General features: G+C 31.3%; 15 protein-coding genes. 2 read left to right on the top strand and 13 right to left on the bottom strand.

Going from position 1 to position 18,153, the window contains the following annotated elements; all coding sequences use genetic code 11:
- Positions 1 to 57: 57 nt before the first annotated feature.
- From LX78_RS06915 to mutY, 10 genes are all read right to left on the bottom strand, one after another.
- Positions 58 to 798 (bottom strand): hypothetical protein, encoded by a 741-nt coding sequence (locus tag LX78_RS06915; protein WP_146192550.1) that lies wholly within the window; start codon positions 796 to 798, stop codon positions 58 to 60.
- 1 nt (position 799) lies between these two features.
- Positions 800 to 1,012: a hypothetical protein gene (locus tag LX78_RS06910; RefSeq protein ID WP_109681939.1), complete on the bottom strand. Its 213-nt coding sequence runs from the start codon at positions 1,010 to 1,012 to the stop codon at positions 800 to 802.
- A gap of 7 nt (positions 1,013 to 1,019) precedes the next feature.
- Positions 1,020 to 1,721 carry a hypothetical protein gene (locus tag LX78_RS06905; protein WP_146192549.1) on the bottom strand — a complete coding sequence of 234 codons (702 nt, stop codon included), beginning with the start codon at positions 1,719 to 1,721 and terminating at the stop codon, positions 1,020 to 1,022.
- 8 nt (positions 1,722 to 1,729) lie between these two features.
- Positions 1,730 to 1,915, bottom strand: coding sequence for a hypothetical protein (locus tag LX78_RS06900; RefSeq protein ID WP_109681937.1), 186 nt, complete (start codon positions 1,913 to 1,915; stop codon positions 1,730 to 1,732).
- 56 nt (positions 1,916 to 1,971) lie between these two features.
- Positions 1,972 to 2,679 carry a hypothetical protein gene (locus tag LX78_RS06895; RefSeq protein WP_109681936.1) on the bottom strand — a complete coding sequence of 236 codons (708 nt, stop codon included), beginning with the start codon at positions 2,677 to 2,679 and terminating at the stop codon, positions 1,972 to 1,974.
- A gap of 1 nt (position 2,680) precedes the next feature.
- Positions 2,681 to 4,417: a hypothetical protein gene (locus LX78_RS06890; protein ID WP_109681935.1), complete on the bottom strand. Its 1,737-nt coding sequence runs from the start codon at positions 4,415 to 4,417 to the stop codon at positions 2,681 to 2,683.
- Between the two features lie 329 nt (positions 4,418 to 4,746).
- On the bottom strand, positions 4,747 to 5,328 hold the full coding sequence (gldD, locus tag LX78_RS06885) for a gliding motility lipoprotein GldD (protein ID WP_109681934.1): 582 nt from the start codon (positions 5,326 to 5,328) through the stop codon (positions 4,747 to 4,749).
- A 3-nt stretch (positions 5,329 to 5,331) separates the two neighbouring features.
- Complete coding sequence (locus LX78_RS06880; RefSeq protein ID WP_170109816.1) at positions 5,332 to 6,636, bottom strand: gliding motility-associated protein GldE; 1,305 nt, start codon at positions 6,634 to 6,636, stop codon at positions 5,332 to 5,334.
- Positions 6,637 to 6,666: 30 nt separating this feature from the next.
- Positions 6,667 to 7,110: a single-stranded DNA-binding protein gene (locus LX78_RS06875; protein ID WP_109681932.1), complete on the bottom strand. Its 444-nt coding sequence runs from the start codon at positions 7,108 to 7,110 to the stop codon at positions 6,667 to 6,669.
- A 93-nt stretch (positions 7,111 to 7,203) separates the two neighbouring features.
- Positions 7,204 to 8,244, bottom strand: a complete 1,041-nt coding sequence (mutY, locus tag LX78_RS06870) for an A/G-specific adenine glycosylase (RefSeq protein ID WP_109681931.1) — start codon at positions 8,242 to 8,244, stop codon at positions 7,204 to 7,206.
- A 133-nt stretch (positions 8,245 to 8,377) separates the two neighbouring features.
- Between mutY and LX78_RS06865 the strand changes: the two genes are divergently transcribed.
- Together LX78_RS06865 and LX78_RS06860 are read left to right on the top strand one after the other, a co-directional pair.
- On the top strand, positions 8,378 to 8,668 hold the full coding sequence (locus LX78_RS06865) for an HU family DNA-binding protein (protein WP_109681930.1): 291 nt from the start codon (positions 8,378 to 8,380) through the stop codon (positions 8,666 to 8,668).
- A gap of 388 nt (positions 8,669 to 9,056) precedes the next feature.
- Positions 9,057 to 10,601 carry an Rne/Rng family ribonuclease gene (locus tag LX78_RS06860; protein WP_109681929.1) on the top strand — a complete coding sequence of 515 codons (1,545 nt, stop codon included), beginning with the start codon at positions 9,057 to 9,059 and terminating at the stop codon, positions 10,599 to 10,601.
- A gap of 54 nt (positions 10,602 to 10,655) precedes the next feature.
- On the opposite strand, the gene LX78_RS06855 is transcribed toward LX78_RS06860, so the two are convergent.
- From LX78_RS06855 to LX78_RS06845, 3 genes are all read right to left on the bottom strand, one after another.
- Entirely contained in the window at positions 10,656 to 12,545 is a 1,890-nt protein-coding gene (locus LX78_RS06855; RefSeq protein WP_109681928.1) for an OmpA family protein, read from the bottom strand.
- Between the two features lie 18 nt (positions 12,546 to 12,563).
- Positions 12,564 to 13,472: a PorP/SprF family type IX secretion system membrane protein gene (locus tag LX78_RS06850; protein WP_109681927.1), complete on the bottom strand. Its 909-nt coding sequence runs from the start codon at positions 13,470 to 13,472 to the stop codon at positions 12,564 to 12,566.
- 23 nt (positions 13,473 to 13,495) lie between these two features.
- A partial coding sequence (locus tag LX78_RS06845; RefSeq protein ID WP_185117705.1) for a T9SS type B sorting domain-containing protein occupies positions 13,496 to 18,153 on the bottom strand: 4,658 nt, incomplete at its 5' end.

The raw sequence follows: 18,153 nt of genomic DNA, 5'->3' as shown, positions 1-18,153 counted from the left end.
TTTAAAAAGCATCTCAATTGAGATGCTTTTTTGGTTTTTAATTGTTTAGACTTAATTTTAATTTCTCAATTCTGGATAAGGAGACCTAGTTTTAGCCCTATACAAAACTTCGTTAAATATAAAATATTCCGTTTTAGAAAATTTTGAATCTAATTCTTGTTTTACCCATGTTTTATCTAACATAAATAAATAATGAGGTTCTTTGAGTAGCTCTTTTAACTCATTATATTTTTTTGTTGAACCATCAAAATAAAATACGTTTTTATTCTTTAGAGTTTCTTTAGAAAGCAATAAATTAGATATTGGAGGATTATATCTGTAATTAACTAATAAATACACACCTCTGTCAAACTCTAAAGAATCCTTTAAAGTAACATATTCTTTTTCTAGAAACTGTTTTTTGAACGATTTTAATTGAATATCATTTTCGATATCATTAATTGATCGATTATAATTTACATTAGATTTATGTACAAAGTATAAACCATAACACCAATCACAAGTAGAACTTGCACCAATAGAACCAAAATTACTCTTAGAATGTTCTTCCTGCTTTTTATAGTATTTATTTCTTTTAACAATATGTGTGCTATCTAATAAAAAATAAATAGTATTTAAACCGTTAGGACTTCTCTTTTCATCTAAATTGATATTAGAATATTCCTTAACTACATGCTTTCTTGAGCAAGTTGTATCAAAAACAATAAAAATAGTGTCCTTCTCTTTTAGGTATAAATTGTTTTGTGAAAATATGCTTGAAGCATAAAGGGTCAAAAACAATATTAATAAATTTTTCATATTAATTGGAGTTAACTTGAACATTATAATTTTGAATCCAATAACCAATAACTCCATTATCAAAAAAATCACGATTACTTGTATATGTCGAACCTACAGGAATAAAAGACCCTTGGGTTTCTATCCAAGTATCAAATTCTGGTGTGTCTTCTAATCCAGACCAACTCATATATTCTGCTACTTTTTGTTTCCAATGAACATGTTTCGCTTTCAAAACAGACTTATAACGTACCCTGAATATGTTTCCATATCACCTCTTTAAAGAGAAGTACTTCTTCATTTTCGCTATTAATTACACTTTTATCATAAATATAAATATACATAGGGGTTTTAATTATTTCTTGTAATTCTTTATACTTATTTTCTGTTCCATCAAAATAGAATCTCTTTTTATTTTGTAGCTCATTAAAAGATATAATATAATTTCTTGTTGCACTTTCATTTGTTCTGTATATGTAATATAATTTCTTGTCAATATCAAAACTAACATCAGATTTTAAATGCTTTAAGAAAATATTTTTATAATAAATTAGCCTGCTATTCTGATCTCTTAAATAAGAAGTGTCTACTCTTTGTGTATGCACAAAATATAATCCAACTATTTTACCCATAGAATTACTTGATAAAATACCATTTATTCTGTTATATTCTTTTCTCAACAAATATTCTTTTCTCAATTTTAGATTTGCGCTATCTAATAGGTTATATGTAGTTTTCAAACCAACTGTTTTTTCTATGGTATTTAGATTATTTTTTATTTTTACACTATCATAAGTGATCTTAACTAAACTATCCTTTAATTGTTTTGGATACGAAATGAATAGGGTGTCTTTTTTATTGCTATAGAGCATCTCTTCATTTTGTGCATTACCTGAGTATATTATTACTAGAGTAAAAAAAATTATATGTACTATATTACTCATTCTCATATTTAATTACAATTTCCTAAGGTTAATCCATCTGTAACATTATTATTGTTAGTCCACCATTTTATAACATCTGTCACAAATTGTTTTTCAATATGAGGTGGGCTATATAATCCAGAAGGTACTATTGAGGTTTGCGTTAAGGCAAAAGTGTTAAACTCTGGTGTTTTTTCTAATCCAGACCAACTCATATATTCTGCTACTTTTTGTTAGTATTAATCAACCAAATTATTGAAATCACATTGTTTTAATCTGGAACAAGTTTATATGAGTTCCGATATCTTACCTCATTAAAAATGTAATACTTTCCTTTGGGTAAGTTATTGAATCCTGGATTGTACCAAGTTTTATCTAACATAAATAAATGATGTGGCTCTTTGAGTAACTCTTTTAACTCATTATATTTTTTTGTAGAACCATCGAAATAGAACACTTGCCTTTCATTTAACTCCTCTTTTGCTATTTGAGAACTTGAAACTGGAGGATAATAACGATAGTAAATCATTTTATAAACAAGTTTATCAAATTCCATTGAGTCCTTTAAAGATACATTTTCTTTTTCCAAATGACTTTTTTTAAAATTTATGTAAATTGGATCTAATTTTGGTGATTGATTAATTTCACTTGTGCTAATTGAATTATGAACAAAATATAAACCAAAACACCAATCACATGTTGATGAAGCACCAATCGTGCCTCCACCTTGTTCTGAACGCTCTTTGCGAATTTTGTAATATTTATTTCTTTTTTCAGCCAGAATACTATCCATCAAGAAAAAGATTGTATTTACACCCGTTTTCTTTGGTGTATTTTTATAATGCTTAACTATATTTTTATTTGATTCTGGATTATCAAATATTATATAAAGCGTATCTTTTTCTTTTAAAAAAATTGACTGTTGAGAATAAACTATTGACATTAATAATGTAAAAGATAATGTTAAATAATATTTCATTTTAATTACAATTATTTGTTACATAATCAATGTTTGCAGATTTAGTCCACCATTCAGTTACGCCTTCTTTCCATAAGTCTAAAGGATTTGGATACAATGTACTTGTATATTCTGATTGTGTAGATAACCAATTAGTAAATTCTGGAGTTCCTTCCAACCCAGACCAACTCATATATTCTGCAACTTTTTGTTTCCAATTAAATTCACCAAAATGTTGAATCATTAAATTTTTTATGTCTGTTGGCTCACTATTCCAATCATGATTGTTAAAAAGTTCTTGTTCCAGTTTTTCTCGGTATGTTTCAAGAAAAAATACTGGAGAATTAAATAATGAATGTGTCCATTGTTGGTTATTATTAGGGTCATCACTATTTTCCAAAACTTCACAAATTAAAAACACCCATCTTTCTTTCATGGTTAAGAAATTAATATTTATTTCTTCATCCAGATTATCGTCTTGGCACATATCATCATAAGTTTCAATAAGATATGGTTTTCCATCATTGTTAAAAGAAATAATTTCCCAATCTTCTAAAGACTTAAACATAAAAGCATGCATTAACTCATGAGATAAGGTAACCATTTTATCTAGATTGGATGCTGATTCAGCATCTTCTGACGAAATAATCTCGTAAGTTGCATGCGTTTGTCCAAAAACAGTAGTTGTTTCTCCTTTAGTAAAAGCTGTCGCATTAGGGTCAGGCGTTGGACCAATTGAAAATTTTAAAGGTGTTAATTGGTCGAATTCAAAGATCATATCTTTAAAAAAATTATTTCCTTCCATCATTTTTTCATAAATACAATCTAAGTCTGTATCAACAAAAGTATCATCTTTTGTTACTCCCCAAGTATAAAAATCTTCATCAAATTCTTCTATATCACCATTTATTATAGCTTCTATAGAGGCTATTACATATTCTTGAGCTTTGTCGCTACAGTTTTTATTATTTAAAAACGCACTCATGCTTCTTACTTGTAAGAAATTATCTGGGTCATATATCCAATTGCTCAGTATAAAATTAGCATTTTCTACTTGATCAAGTTGCAAACACTGTATTAAATTTTGTGTGTATGGAATGTTAACTGGTGCTGTGTTTATTGGATCTGGATTATTATGATTACCGCTATCAGGATTTCCACCACCATTATTAGTAGAGCCTCCACCTCCACTACATGTTCGAGCTGGGAACATAAATCCTATAGTACAATTTTGTCCAGCTGGATGTACTGCTCCACCCCAATTACAATACCAAGTTACGTAACAGCCCATATCCATATCTCTATTTCCAATAAAGGATGAATCTATATCAATTTCTTCTGCTATACTTGTACCATTAAAAGTATAAGAGTTATGGTCTTCTATATATTCCATTGGAGACTCTGGAAAATAGGTTATTAATAAAGCGCGCTCATTTTCTAAACTATCTATCTGAATAACTATATTGCTAAAACTATTAGGCTCTGGGTTGTCTAATATAGCAACAAAAGTATATGAGGTTATACTACCTATTGATATTTCTTTAATAATGGCAGAATCAATTTCAAAGTCATTATTCTCACCTCTACTTTCTTGTGAAAATCCATTCTTTTTTATTCCATTTATTACTTTACTAAAAGATGTGTTAAACTTTTTATTACTATTTATTTCTTCAAATGTATATTCTTTGATGCTTATATCTTTGTTATAAGTCTCTGTTTGTACATCGTCTTCTTTCTGACAACTAAATATACTGAGCAATAAAACTAAGATTGAAATGTTAGATAAAAAACGCCTTAGTTTTACGTTTTTGGAATTTGGAATTTGGAATTTGGAATTTTGTTCATTATAAGTAGGTTTAATTTAATATTCCATAAATCTATGTGTTAAATTTCAAATATCATGTACGTAACACTACGTATAATTCCTGCTTTTCGATGAAATACATACATGTCGTTACGGATTTTCCGTAATGGGAGCCTTTATTGATGTTTTTGCTTATTTGATTTGAAAAAAGTTGGGACTCTTTCTTTTATTTTAATAATCTAGAGATTGAGATTCTTCGCTTTGCTCTGAATGACAAATCATTTTTATTTCCAAGTAACAGTTTCCATAATATGTTTAATATCTTTTTCTAGATATTTAGCTGCTGGATAAATAGAATCGTAATTAGGTTTGGCGTAAAAATAAAGTGAGCCTGTTAAAAAGTGATTGATGCTATCTGTTACATAAAACTGAGACTGTGAAGCTGCATTGCCACCAACTTCGTAAATCATGCCATAAACGCGTCGTTCATTATTTTCATAAAGTTGCTCTACAATTTCATCGGCTTTTTTTGTGTGTTCTTGTGTGAATTTTTGAGCATCGCGTAAAAAAGCAATTAAATTTTCTTCCTTATTATCAATGCTTTTATAAGTAAGATAAATGGAACCTTTTAAGCTTGGGTATTGTAACGTTACTCCGTAGCTTTCTGTTGGACCCTGTATTTGTTTAGTGTCAACGTTGGTAGCTATTTGATTTCGCTCTAAAGTAAATGGAAGTTGTAAATCTAAATCTTGATAAGTTGCTTCTGGAAATTCTAACCTTAAATGTGCATTAGGTTTTGGGACAGGATCTTGACCACAAGACAAACAAATAACAAGTATAAATAAAATTAAAAAACTATTTTTCATTGATTATGGCAAAGTTATTTTTACACGTTTAATGCGTTTTTTATCTAAAGACTCTATAGTAAAAACGTAATTTTCGAAATTTATTTTACTTCCTGTTTTTGGGAAACCTCCTGAGATCTCTAAAACAAAACCTGCAATAGTTTCAGCTTCTCCTTTTTTTTCTTCAAAAAGAGTATCGCTTTCAAGTTTTATAATTTTATAAAAATCTTTTAATGCTGTTTTTCCTTCAAACACAAAATTATTGTCGTCTAGTTTTGAATACACTAAACCTTCATCATCATATTCATCGCTAATATCCCCAACAATTTCTTCAATAATATCTTCTAAAGAAATCAGACCAGAAGTGCCACCATATTCATCTACAACTACAGCAAGATGAACTTTCTTTTCTTGAAATTCGGCCATTAAATCGTCCAACTTTTTGTTTTCTGGAACAAAAAATGGTTCTCTTAACAGAGTTGTCCAATCGAATTGCTTTCTATCTATATAAGGCAATAAATCTTTAACATAAAGAATTCCTTTTATGGTATCGATATTATCTTCAAATACTGGAATTCTGGAATAACCATGACTAATAATATCTGGTATAATATCTAGGTATTTCTGATTGATATTCAAAGCAAAAATATCTATTCTAGGACGCATAACCTGTTTAGTGTCTGTATTTCCAAAAGACACGATGCCTTGAAGTATTTTTTGCTCTTCTTTAGTAGTATCATGCTCACTTGTTAGCTCTAATGCTTGCGAAAGCTGATCGACACTTAAATTAGATTTTTTCTTACCTAACTTACTATGAATACCTAAAGTAATACTTCGCATTGGTAAACTTATAGGAGAAAAAAATACATCTAAAACTTTTAGTGGATATGCCATAAAGTTTGAGAATTTTACTTTATTTCTACTGGCATAAATTTTAGGGAGTATCTCTCCAAAAAGTAGGATTAAAAAAGTAATAACAACAACTTCTACTACAAACCTTAAAATGTGATGTGTAATTCCAGTAAAAATATATTCTCCTAAATAAGCAAACAGAATAACAATAGCTATGTTTATAAAATTGTTTGCTACTAATATGGTTGCTAATAGTTTTTTAGGTCTTTCTAAAAGTTTTATAATTATTTTAAACGTATTTGGGTTCTCTTCTAAACCTTCTTCTAAATCTGTTCTGTTTAATGAAAAAAGTGCTACTTCTGCTCCAGAAATAAGTGCTGAGCATAATAGCAAAAAGATTAGCAATACAAAACCAAAAACAATTGAAAAATCAAATGTTAGCATTAATGAATAAAATCTCGTGGGTTCTGGATCCAATGAATGTATCTTAAATTAAACTATATTTAACTAAAATGGAAGGTCGTCATTACCTTCTTCAATTTGATTACTTGATTGATTTTGTTCTGTAGGTTTTTGAGAGCCTGGATTTGCTGGTTGACTACTTCCACTTTCGTTTTTGGTAGAAAGAAAAGTAAAATCTGTACAATGTATTTCGGTAGAATATCTATCGTTACCACTTTCGTCTTGCCATTTTCTGGTTTTAATTCTACCTTCTATATAAACTTTATCGCCTTTAGATAAATACTTTTCGCAAATTTCTGCTGCTTTATTTCTTACAACTACGTTATGCCATTCGGTATTAGTAATACGCTCGTTGGTTTGTTTATTTGTGTAAGTTTCGTTAGTTGCTAAAGGAAAACGACCAATACAGTTCCCACCATCAAAATAGTGCATTTTTACTTCATCTCCTAAATGACCTATAAGCATGACTTTATTTAAAGTTCCAGACATAATATGTTTATATGTTAATAATCAGCAAAATTACGTAATTGCTTTTCATTTCTTTAAAATTAATAAAAAATAATGAGTGAATTTGTTAAAGCATTAAAAATTAAAGTCCTCAATAAATTTTTCAATTAATACTGGAACAGCAAAATCTCTAATTCTATTTAATGGTATCCCAGAATTAGGTAGTTTTTTTATGCTTATAATCCAGAATTTAGTATGAAGGTGTTGATGAGACAGCTTATGAACTATATTTTTATCATTAAATAATGTTAGCTCGTAATCTAAATCTTTTAACAATGTAAATGCTTTCAATTTAGATTTCAGCATATTCAAATCTGTATCTTTCTCAGTTTCTATTAAAGGAAATTGATACAGATTTTTCCAAATACCTTTCTCCTTACGTTTTTCTAATATAGTTTCACCAGAATCTGAAACAAAAACTAAAAAATTAAAATATTTTTTAACTGGTTTTTTAGCTTTTAGTTTTATTGGTAAAGTTGATACTAATCCTTCTCTAAAAGCTACACATGTTTTATTAAAAGGGCATATTGAACAATCTGGGCTTGAAGGCGAACACTGTCTGGAACCAAAATCCATAATAGCTTGATTGTGCTCTGCTGGATTATCTTTATCAAGAATGTCTTGGGCTAAAGTTTTAAACGTTTTAAATCCTGTTGTTGTATTAATAGGTGTGTCTATTCCATAATATCTAGATAAAAATCGATACACATTTCCATCTAGAACAGCTGTTTGCTCGTTAAAACATATAGAAGCAATAGCACTTGCCGTATAATCTCCAATACCTTTTAGTTTAATAAGCTCTTTATAAGTGTTTGGAAAATGGCCATTAAAATTTTCAACAACATATTTTGCTGTAGCATGTAAATTTCTGGCTCTAGAGTAATAACCTAACCCTTGCCATAGTTTTAAAACATCGCTTTCTTTAGCTTTTGCAAGATCGAAAATAGTAGGGAAATGACTTATAAAAGCCTCATAATAAGGCAGCCCTTGCTTAATTTGTGTTTGTTGCAATATAATTTCTGAAAGCCATATTTTATATGAATCTGAAGTGTTTCTCCATGGGAAATCGCGTTTATTAATTGAGTACCAGTATGTTAAAGTTTTAGCTACAGACATTAAAAATATATATAAGCGACAAAAATAAACGTTTATAATCTTAAATTTTAATGAATTAGGTTTGAAATATTGAATTTTAAATTCCTATATTTGCATCCCTTTAATAATTAATAGTAACTTAAATAAAATTAAAATGACTAAAGCTGATTTAGTAGCAAAAATTTCTGAAAAATTAGGAATTGAAAAAGGTGATGTTCAGGCAACTGTTGAAACATTTATGGAAGAAGTAAAAACTTCTTTAGAGAGTGGAGATAATGTATATTTAAGAGGTTTTGGTAGCTTTATAGTTAAGACTAGAGCAGAAAAAACTGGAAGAAATATATCAAAAAACACAACAATAAAAATTCCTGCTCACAACATTCCAGCATTTAAACCTGCAAAAGTATTTGTAGAAGGAGTTAAAACAAACGTAGAGGTTAAATAAGACCCATAATATTAATTTTTAAAAAGCATTACTTATGCCAAGTGGTAAAAAAAGAAAAAGACACAAGGTGGCAACGCACAAGCGTAAAAAAAGAAGACGCGCTAATCGTCACAAAAAGAAGAAATAAGTCGGAAAAGTAGTTATCTAACTACTTTTTTGGTTTTACAACAAAAACGTTCTTTGACATGAGTTTATAAAACACGATTTAGACCTTTCGTAGTTTTTTAACTCCACGGATTTAAAAAATCCTGTGAAATATCTTATTTAATGTTTTGGCATCAAGTCAACTCATTATTTATGGTATTGTATCTGGCTATAAAAATTATAGTTAGATAAAAAATATTGTATCATCCATCTGTACTTAATTGTATGGATAAAAATTAACAAAATGGATAAAGAATTGATTATTCGATCTAGTTCAGAACATGTTGATTTTGCCTTATTAAAAGATGGAAAATTAATTGAATTACAAAAGGATGAAGGAAGTAACAACTTTTCTGTTGGCGATGTGTTTATTGCTAAAATAAGAAAAGCTGTTCCGGGTTTAAATGCTGCTTTTGTAAATGTAGGCTACGAAAAAGATGCCTTTTTACATTATCATGATTTAGGACCTAAACTCCCATCATTTTTAAAATTCACAAAAAGTGTAAGCACAGGTAAACTAAGAGATTTTACTCTTAACAAATTCCCATTTGAAAAAGATATTGATAAACATGGCAAAATAAACGATGTCATAAAATCAAATCAGTCTATTTTAGTACAAATTGCTAAAGAACCTATATCTACTAAAGGCCCTAGAATAAGCTCAGAGCTTTCTATTGCTGGAAGGTATATTGTTTTAGTACCTTTTTCTGACAGAATTTCTATTTCTCAAAAAATAGAAAGCAAAGAAGAGAAAGACAGATTAAAACGCCTTGTAAAAAGTATTACACCTCAAGGGTTTGGTATTATTGTACGTACTGTAGCTGAAGGCAAAAAAGTAGCCGAACTAGATAAAGATTTACAAAATTTGTTAGGTCGTTGGACCGCAATGTGTAAAAAGCTACACAAAGCCCATCATCCAAGTAAAGTATTAGGAGAACTAAATAAAGCATCGTCCATATTACGCGATATTTTTAACGACTCCTTTACCAGTATTCATGTTGATGATGAAGAGCTTTACATTCAAATAAAAGATTATGTGCAGGAAATTGCACCAAAAAAAGAATCAATAGTTAAGTTATATCAATCTAATGTTCCAATTTTTGAAAAGTTTGGAATTGAAAGACAAATAAAAACGTCTTTTGGAAAAACTGTTTCAATGGCAAAAGGAGCTTATGTTATTATTGAACATACAGAAGCTTTACATGTTATTGACGTAAATAGTGGAAATAGATCAAACAAAGAAAACAACCAAGAAGATACTGCCTTAGAAGTAAATTTAATTGCAGCATCAGAAATTGCTAGACAATTAAGCCTACGAGACATGGGTGGAATTATTGTGGTTGATTTTATTGATATGAATAAAGCTGAAAACAGAAAAAAGCTCTTCAATCATTTAAGAGATGAAATGAAACACGATAGAGCTAAACACAAAATATTGCCTCCAAGTAAATTTGGATTAATACAAATAACAAGACAACGTGTTCGACCAGAAATGAACATTAAAACCAGAGAGGATAATCCGAATGGTTCTAATGGCGAAGAAGTTGAAGCACCAATTAGTTTAGTTCAAAAGATAAATTACGATCTGGAGCAATTATTTAAAAAAGACTATACAAAGGTAACTTTAAACACACATCCTTTTATAGCAGCCTTTTTAACAAAAGGTTTTCCATCTATTCGTTCAAAATGGTTTTTTGAACACAAAAAATGGGTTAAAGTTTTACCAAGAGATGCTTACACATACTTAGAATATCATTTTTTTGATAAAAATGGTAAACAAATTAAATAATAAAAAAGCCTTGCTAAAATTTAGCAAGGCTTTTTTTATGCTTGATATTATATTTTATTTATCAGACAGTCCTCCACTTACAATAATAAATTCTGAACGTCTGTTTGTTTGATATTCTTCTTCAGTACATTTAGAACCACAATCAATCTTTGGTTCGCTTTCTCCTTTTCCTATACCTGAAATTCTACTAGCGTCAATGCCTTTAGAAATAACATATTGTACAGTAGATTTTGCACGTCTATCTGAAAGTCTTTCGTTATAACTTGCAGGTCCTCTACTATCTGTATGTGATTCTGCTAAAATAACCATCTCTGGGTATTTAGTCATAACTGCAACTAATTTATCTAATTCAAAAGCTCCTTGCTCAGTAATGTTTGATTTATCAAATTCAAAGTAAATAGGGTTTAAAACAACCTTGTCTTCAACAATAATTACTTCAATAGGATCTAAATTAAGTTGTAATGATGCTTCTTTATCTTTACTACCTGAGAAAGTAATAGAGTTGCTTAGATAATCTTTTAATACACCTGAAATTTCTAATGTTTTATCGCAAGAAACCGTATATTTTACTTGTCCGTTATTATTAGATGTTTCATTAGCTACAACACGACCACTAGCGTCTTTTATAGTTACTGCAACTCCTGCTAGAGGATTATTTGTAACGTTATCTACAACTGTTGTTGTTAAGTCCACTAAACAAGGCATTAAACGTTTTACAGCATAGATATCATCGTTGCCTTTACCTCCTTCACGATTAGAAGACACAAAACCTTCTCCTGTTTCTTCATTAATAGTAAAAGCTAAATCGTCTGCATTACTGTTTACTGGCACACCAGCGTTTACAACATCTCCAGATTTGGTTGTATGGAATACATCTAGTCCACCTAAACCTAAATGACCATTAGATGAGAAATAAAGGATGTCCTTATCACTTATATAAGGAAACATTTCTTGTCCTTCTGTATTTACTTTTTCACCTAAATTTTCAACAGTTCCAAAAGAACCATCACTATTAATTGCTACTTTATATATATCGAATAAACCTTTTCCTCCAGGCATATCTGATGCGAAATAAAGTGTTTTACCATCTTTACTAACAGATGGGCTTTTAACTGAATATTCTTTGTTGTTAAGAGTTAGTGGCTGCACATTTCCCCATTTATCTCCTTCTTTGCTAGCTGAAAATAAATATAAGAGACTTTTCTTAGTTTTTGCTTCTTTATTTTTTTCATAATCTCCTTCAAAGAAACTTTCTCTAGAGAAATACATAGTGTTTCCATCTGGACTAAAAGATGTTAAACCTTCATGATATCTTGTATTAACATCACCACTTAACAATTCTGCTTCTTGAGCATCAAGTAAAGCTACTTGATAAATATCTAAGTAAGGTTCTTCATTCCATCCGTAATTACGTCTAGATTTATTTCTTGCAGATGAAAAGTAAAGATTACCATCTCTAACAGTACCTCCATAATCTGAAAATTCAGAATTAAATTCTAACGTTGAAAGTTCATAAAGTTTTTCGCCTTCTAAAATACCTGGAATGTAATCTGGGTTAGATTTAAAAGCTTTAGCTCTATCGTCTTTTGGTTTTGCATCGGCAAATTTTTTCATCCATTTATTAGATTCATCATACTTACCATTTGCTTTTAGCATTTGAGAGTATTTATAAATCATTTCTGGGTCTTGATTAGATTCAAGTGCTTTTGCATACCATTGTTCAGCTTCAGTAGTGCTAAAGATATTATAATTTGCTTCTGCTAATTGTGCATAAACATATTCGTTACCTTTTCCTTTTTCTACTAATTTGGAATAGGCTTCAATAGCCTCAACAAATTCATATTTTGCAAAATACTTATCTGCAATTTGTGTGTCTTTATTTTGAGCAGTTAAACTTAAACTACTCATTAATATAAGTGTAAAAAATATTTTTAAATTCTTCATAATGTTTAGCTTAAGTAATTAGAAATAACGAGGTGAACGTGATACTTTCTTTAATAGTGGAATATCGAAATTAATAAAAATTTCATGCGATGCAGATGTAGCAACATCTAAATCAGAAACAACACTATCATAAGCATATCCAACTCTTAAATTAGGCGTAATTAAAAAATTAACCATAGCACTGAAAGAGTCTTCTAATCGATATCCAACTCCAACCTCAACTAAATCATACATAAATAAATTGGCATTGATATCGAAACTCAAAGGAGCATCTATAGCCATTTTAAACATGGTATTTGGTTTTAGTTTAAAATTGTCTGAAAGGCTAAACACGTAACCTGCAGCTGCAAATAAATGTTGTGTTTCAGAACCTATCTTATAACCATTAGAATCTAAATGAACAGAGTTTAACATATTTGGCATAGATACAGATAAATAATATTTATTTGTTTGATATAAATAAACACCTATACCTAAATTGGGTGTTACTTCATTTACATCTGTCTGTAAAAATGGATCGTTAGGATCAATAGCATCTAATCCAGTTAAACCAATATCGTGAAATGTGGCTCCAGCTTTAAGACCAAAAGCTAACTTATTCTCTCCTCCTATAGGTAGAGTATAAGAAAAATCTGCATAGACATTATTTTCAATAACTGGACCAATTTGGTCATTTATAAAAGAAAGTCCAACACCAACTCTTTTGCCAACTGGTGCACTAACATTAAATGTACCAGTATTTGGTGAACCGTCTAACCCAACCCACTGACTTCTGTAAAGCAAGCCAATAGCTACGCCATCGTAAGACCCAGCATAAGCAGGGTTTACAATATTCATATTATACATATACTGTGTGTATTGAGGGTCTTGTTGTGCTTGCATTTGTATTGCAAACAAGAATACGAGAATTATATATAGTTTTTTCATTATAATAATTTGGTTGTGTTAGTTTACTTCTCTCTATTTATATATACCCAATCCGATCTTACTTCGTCTCCTCGATATTTCATTACATAGAAATAAGTACCTGTTGGCAATTCATCTCCTTTATCCGAAATACCTAAAAACTCATTTTGATATCCATTGGTTCTACTGTAAACTTTAATACCATTTCTGTTAAATATTTCTAAGCTATTTACATCAAATCCAGATAAATCGAAACTGTCGTTAGAGCCATCTCCATTAGGTGTAATTACCTGAGGAATGACACATGTTTCTGTTAAAAATGTTTCATCACTTGTAACTGGACAAGGCCCTGAAGTTGTATACTCAATTGTATAATATGTGTTTGGTGCACCACCTGTTACTTCTCCTGTAACTGGATTTATTACTGCACCACCTTGTGGTGGTGGATTTAGTATAAATGTTCCTCCAGCATCACCAGTTATAGTTACTATAGCTCCATCACAAGTAGGCGTAGCACTAAACGATGCATCTTCAGTACTAGCTAATAAAGTAATTGTTCCTGAACCAGTTTCTGGACAAGGTCCTGAAGTTGTATATTCAACAGTATACGTTTCTTCTGGGACTCCATTTGTAATTTCACCAGTTGAAGCGTCAATTGTTGCTCCATCTGTTGGTAAAGGATTAAATGCAAATGTACCACCTGTATCTCCTATTATAGTTGCAGTAGCTCCAGAGCAAGAAGGTGTCATTGCAAATGAAGCATCTTCAACTCCAAGCACAGTTACCATTTGAGTGCTTGATGAAGGACAAGGACCTGAAGTTGTATATTCAACAGTATAAGTGGTTCCAGGAGTTCCATTAGTAACTTCTCCAGTTCCAGTATTTATAGTTGCTCCATCTCCAGGTAAAGGATTAAACGCAAATGTTCCACCAGTATCTCCTGTAATTGTTGCAGTACCACCATCGCATGTTGCAGACATAGTAAATGAAGCATCTTCAGCAATAGGAATTGTTATTGATTGAGAGTTAGTTGTTGGGCAAGTTCCAACTGTTGTATATTCAACTGTATAAGTTGTTCCAACTACTCCATTAGTAATTTCTCCCGTTACAGGATTTATAGTTGCTCCATCTGTTGGTATTGGATTAAAAGCAAATGTCCCACCTGTATCTCCTGTAATAGTTGCAGTAGCTCCAGAGCAATTAGCTGTTAAAGTAAATGATGCATCTCCACCTGGCAGTAATGTTACCATTTGGGTGCTTACTGTAGAGCAAGAACCTGAAGTTGTATATTCAACTGTATAGGTTGTTCCTGGAACACCATTAGTAATTTCACCAGTTGTATTATTAATCATTGCTCCATCTCCAGGTTCTGGGTTGAAAGCAAATGTTCCACCTGTATCTCCTGTTATAGTAGCTGTAGCTTCAGTACAATCTGCTGTCATAGTAAATGATGCATCTTCAGCATCTAATACTGTAACCGTTTCGAAACTTGAAGCTGGACATGTTCCTGTTGTTAAAACAACATATTTAATGGTATATGTTTCTCCTGGAGTACCTCCAGTAACTGTTCCTGTATCAGGATCAATAACTGCTCCATCTGTAGGCACAGGATCAAACTCAAAAGTTCCACCTGGAGTACCAGTAATAGTAGCTGTTCCACCATCACAAGTTGGTGTCATTGTAAATGAAGGATCATCTGTCCCATCAGTAATAACAGTTACAGTTACATCATCTGATATTGTTGCAGTGCCTCCTGTACATAATTCATAAGTAACGGATGCTGTATAAGTTGTAGTTACAGTTGGTGAAACAGTAACAGTATCTGTATTTCCTATAGATGTAGTTCCATCAAACCACTCTAATGAGTAATTTGGTGTTCCTTCAGAAGGTGCAAATCTCCAGAATTCATCAGTTGCTGTCCATACTCCAGTATTTCTTCCTGGAGGAGTAAAAGCTGTTGTTCCATTTATGTTTTGAACACCTACAACTGCTCTACCTCCATTCCATGAACTACAAGTTGGTTTATCAAAAATATTTACATCTATATTATTAGAAGATTCATATAATATTATTTGACTACTTGATTCTATAGAGTTACAACTAAAATGACAAACACTTGTAAAGTTAACAACAAACTGTCTGTATGGAGCAGAACCTATTACTAAGTAATTTATGTTTCCACAAACACCGGGATCAATATCATGACCAACTCCAAAAATATTTGCTTCTGCTAAAGTTGGATTTGTATTGTTAGGTAATAAGTCACCTGCTGCCATAGCCCAGCCGTTGCCTCCATTAGCATTTTCTAATTCAAAAGATAATACACCATTTGAACCTATAAGGATTTGGCTATAAGTGTCTCCGAAGAAACAGAATTCAAAACCTATTTCTAATACTTCTGACCATACATCATCAGTATTTATACTTGTTCCTGTTCCTCCTACTGTAGAAGGTTGTGGACACGCATCTAAACCATTAATAATATAAGTACTTGTATCTTGACCAAATAAATGGTAATTAGCTGTTAAATCTGTTGATTCTTCACAACCAATAGTAACATCTTCTCCTGCATAAATAATTGAACAAGGATTAGGTGGTGGTGGACAAATAAATGTTATAGGACTACTTATTACATCGCACGTATCATCATCAGATTTTATTGTCGTTATGGTAACCACTGTATTTGCAGCATAAGGTCCCATGGTAATAATTCCAGGAGCTGTAGCTGTTTGATTTGGGCTACCTTGATCGTCTGAAACTATTATAGATGCCGAACCACTTAAATCTGCTATATTAACTTCTAACATAAAATCTGGATTTTCCGGATCGGTAATACAATCACCTATTGCATTAAAAGTCACTACATGTGGAATACAAACTGTTTTGAAACTTTGCTCGATACAATCTATTGCTAATCCATTATCATTATATGGTGTAACGGTAACATAATAAAACGTTGCATTAGTTAAAATTCCTGGATTGTAAGTTAATACATTCCCTACATCAACGTTATCAGCAATGTCTGTTCCTCCTGGTGTAGTACCAATAGAAATGGTATAACCAGTTACTATTATAGATGCTGGAGACCAAGTTATGGTTGTATTAATAGCTACATCTGTGGCACCATCAGCAGGTGCAACTAAATCAGCATTACAATTTGGTGGTGCAGTTGGGTCAAAACAAGATACATCAAAATCCCATTCTACTCGAGATCCACTACTGCAACTTATAGAACCATCTGCTTCGTAAAACATGACCATTCTATCTGTTGTTGAGAAAAATGATAGACCAGCTAAATCTCCACCAACTCCAGTTCCTTGATAAATAAGTGTTCCATCTCCTTCTTCAATTCTTATCGTATCACAACAAGTCTCAATTGTTCCTGAATTAAAGGTCATATTTAATGGGCTGCCATCTGAACTTTGGAAACTGAAAATTTCTGTCCACATTGGAATTCCATTTTCATAACAGAAAACCGTGTTTAAGATTTGACCTGCTGCACAATCTATTATTTGATTTGGATCTGGTCTAGTTGTAAAACTTTCTTCGGTACAATTGGTAGCATCTCCATTATCATTATAAGGAATAATGGTTACATAATATGTAGTTGAATAGTCTAAAGTTCCTGGGTTATAAGTTAATACGTTTCCTACGTCTACGCCATTTAAAACATCTGTTCCTCCAGGAGTAGTTCCCATATAAAGCGTATAACCTGTAACAAATACTGATGCTGGACTCCAAGTTAAATCGTTATTTTCACTTACATCAACAGCTCCATTTAAAGGGCTTGTTAAAGAGGCATTACAGTTTGGTAAAGCTGTTGTATCTACACAACCAACATCAAAATCCCAAGGTGTATATCCTTGACTTTGACAACTAATAATTCCATCTGATTCTACAAAAACTGTTAATGAATTTCCTGTAGATGTATATGTTAAACCTGTTAAATCTCCTGCTGCGCCATATGGCGTTGCTGCATTAAGATTAGTTGTCCCGTCTGAATCTAAAATAAATAATTCATCCCATCCATTCTCTACTTGTCCTGAATTGAAAACTATATATAATGGCGAACCATCATTACTAGCAAAGTTAAATGCCATAACACCTTCATTCTCATTACTATCATAACAATGAACTGTATTAACAACTTGATTGGCGCTACAATCGATTATTTGATTGGGATCATTTCTAGTTGTAAAACTTTCTTCCGTACAATTAATGGCGTTACCATTATCATTGTAAGGTATAATAGTTACATAATATGTAGTTGAAAAATCTAAGGTAGTTGGAATATTGTAAGTCAACACATCTCCTACATCTACACCATTTAAAACATCTGTTCCTCCTGGAGTTGTACCCATATATAAGGTATAACCTGTAACAAATATACTAGCTGCCGACCAGGTTAAATTCGTGTTTTCATTTACACCTGCTGCTCCATTTAATGGATCTGTTAAGGACGCATTACAGTTTGGTAAGGCTGTGGTATCTAAACAAAATACATCAAAATTCCAAGGATCTGATGTACAACTAATACCTGAACCATCTGATGTTACTCCAACTGTAATTGTATCTCCTGATGAAGTAAATTGTAAACCTGTTAAATCTCCTGCTGCGCCATAAGGTGTTGCTGCATTTAAGTTGGTAACACCATCTGAATCTAATACAATTAACTCATCCCAGTTATTTTCTGTACTTCCTG

Origin of the sequence: Xanthomarina spongicola (assembly GCF_003148645.1) — a bacterium.
GTDB lineage: Bacteria > Bacteroidota > Bacteroidia > Flavobacteriales > Flavobacteriaceae > Xanthomarina > Xanthomarina spongicola.
Note: the sequence above shows the minus strand (reverse complement) of the source record. Positions and strands in the feature narration are given on the sequence as shown.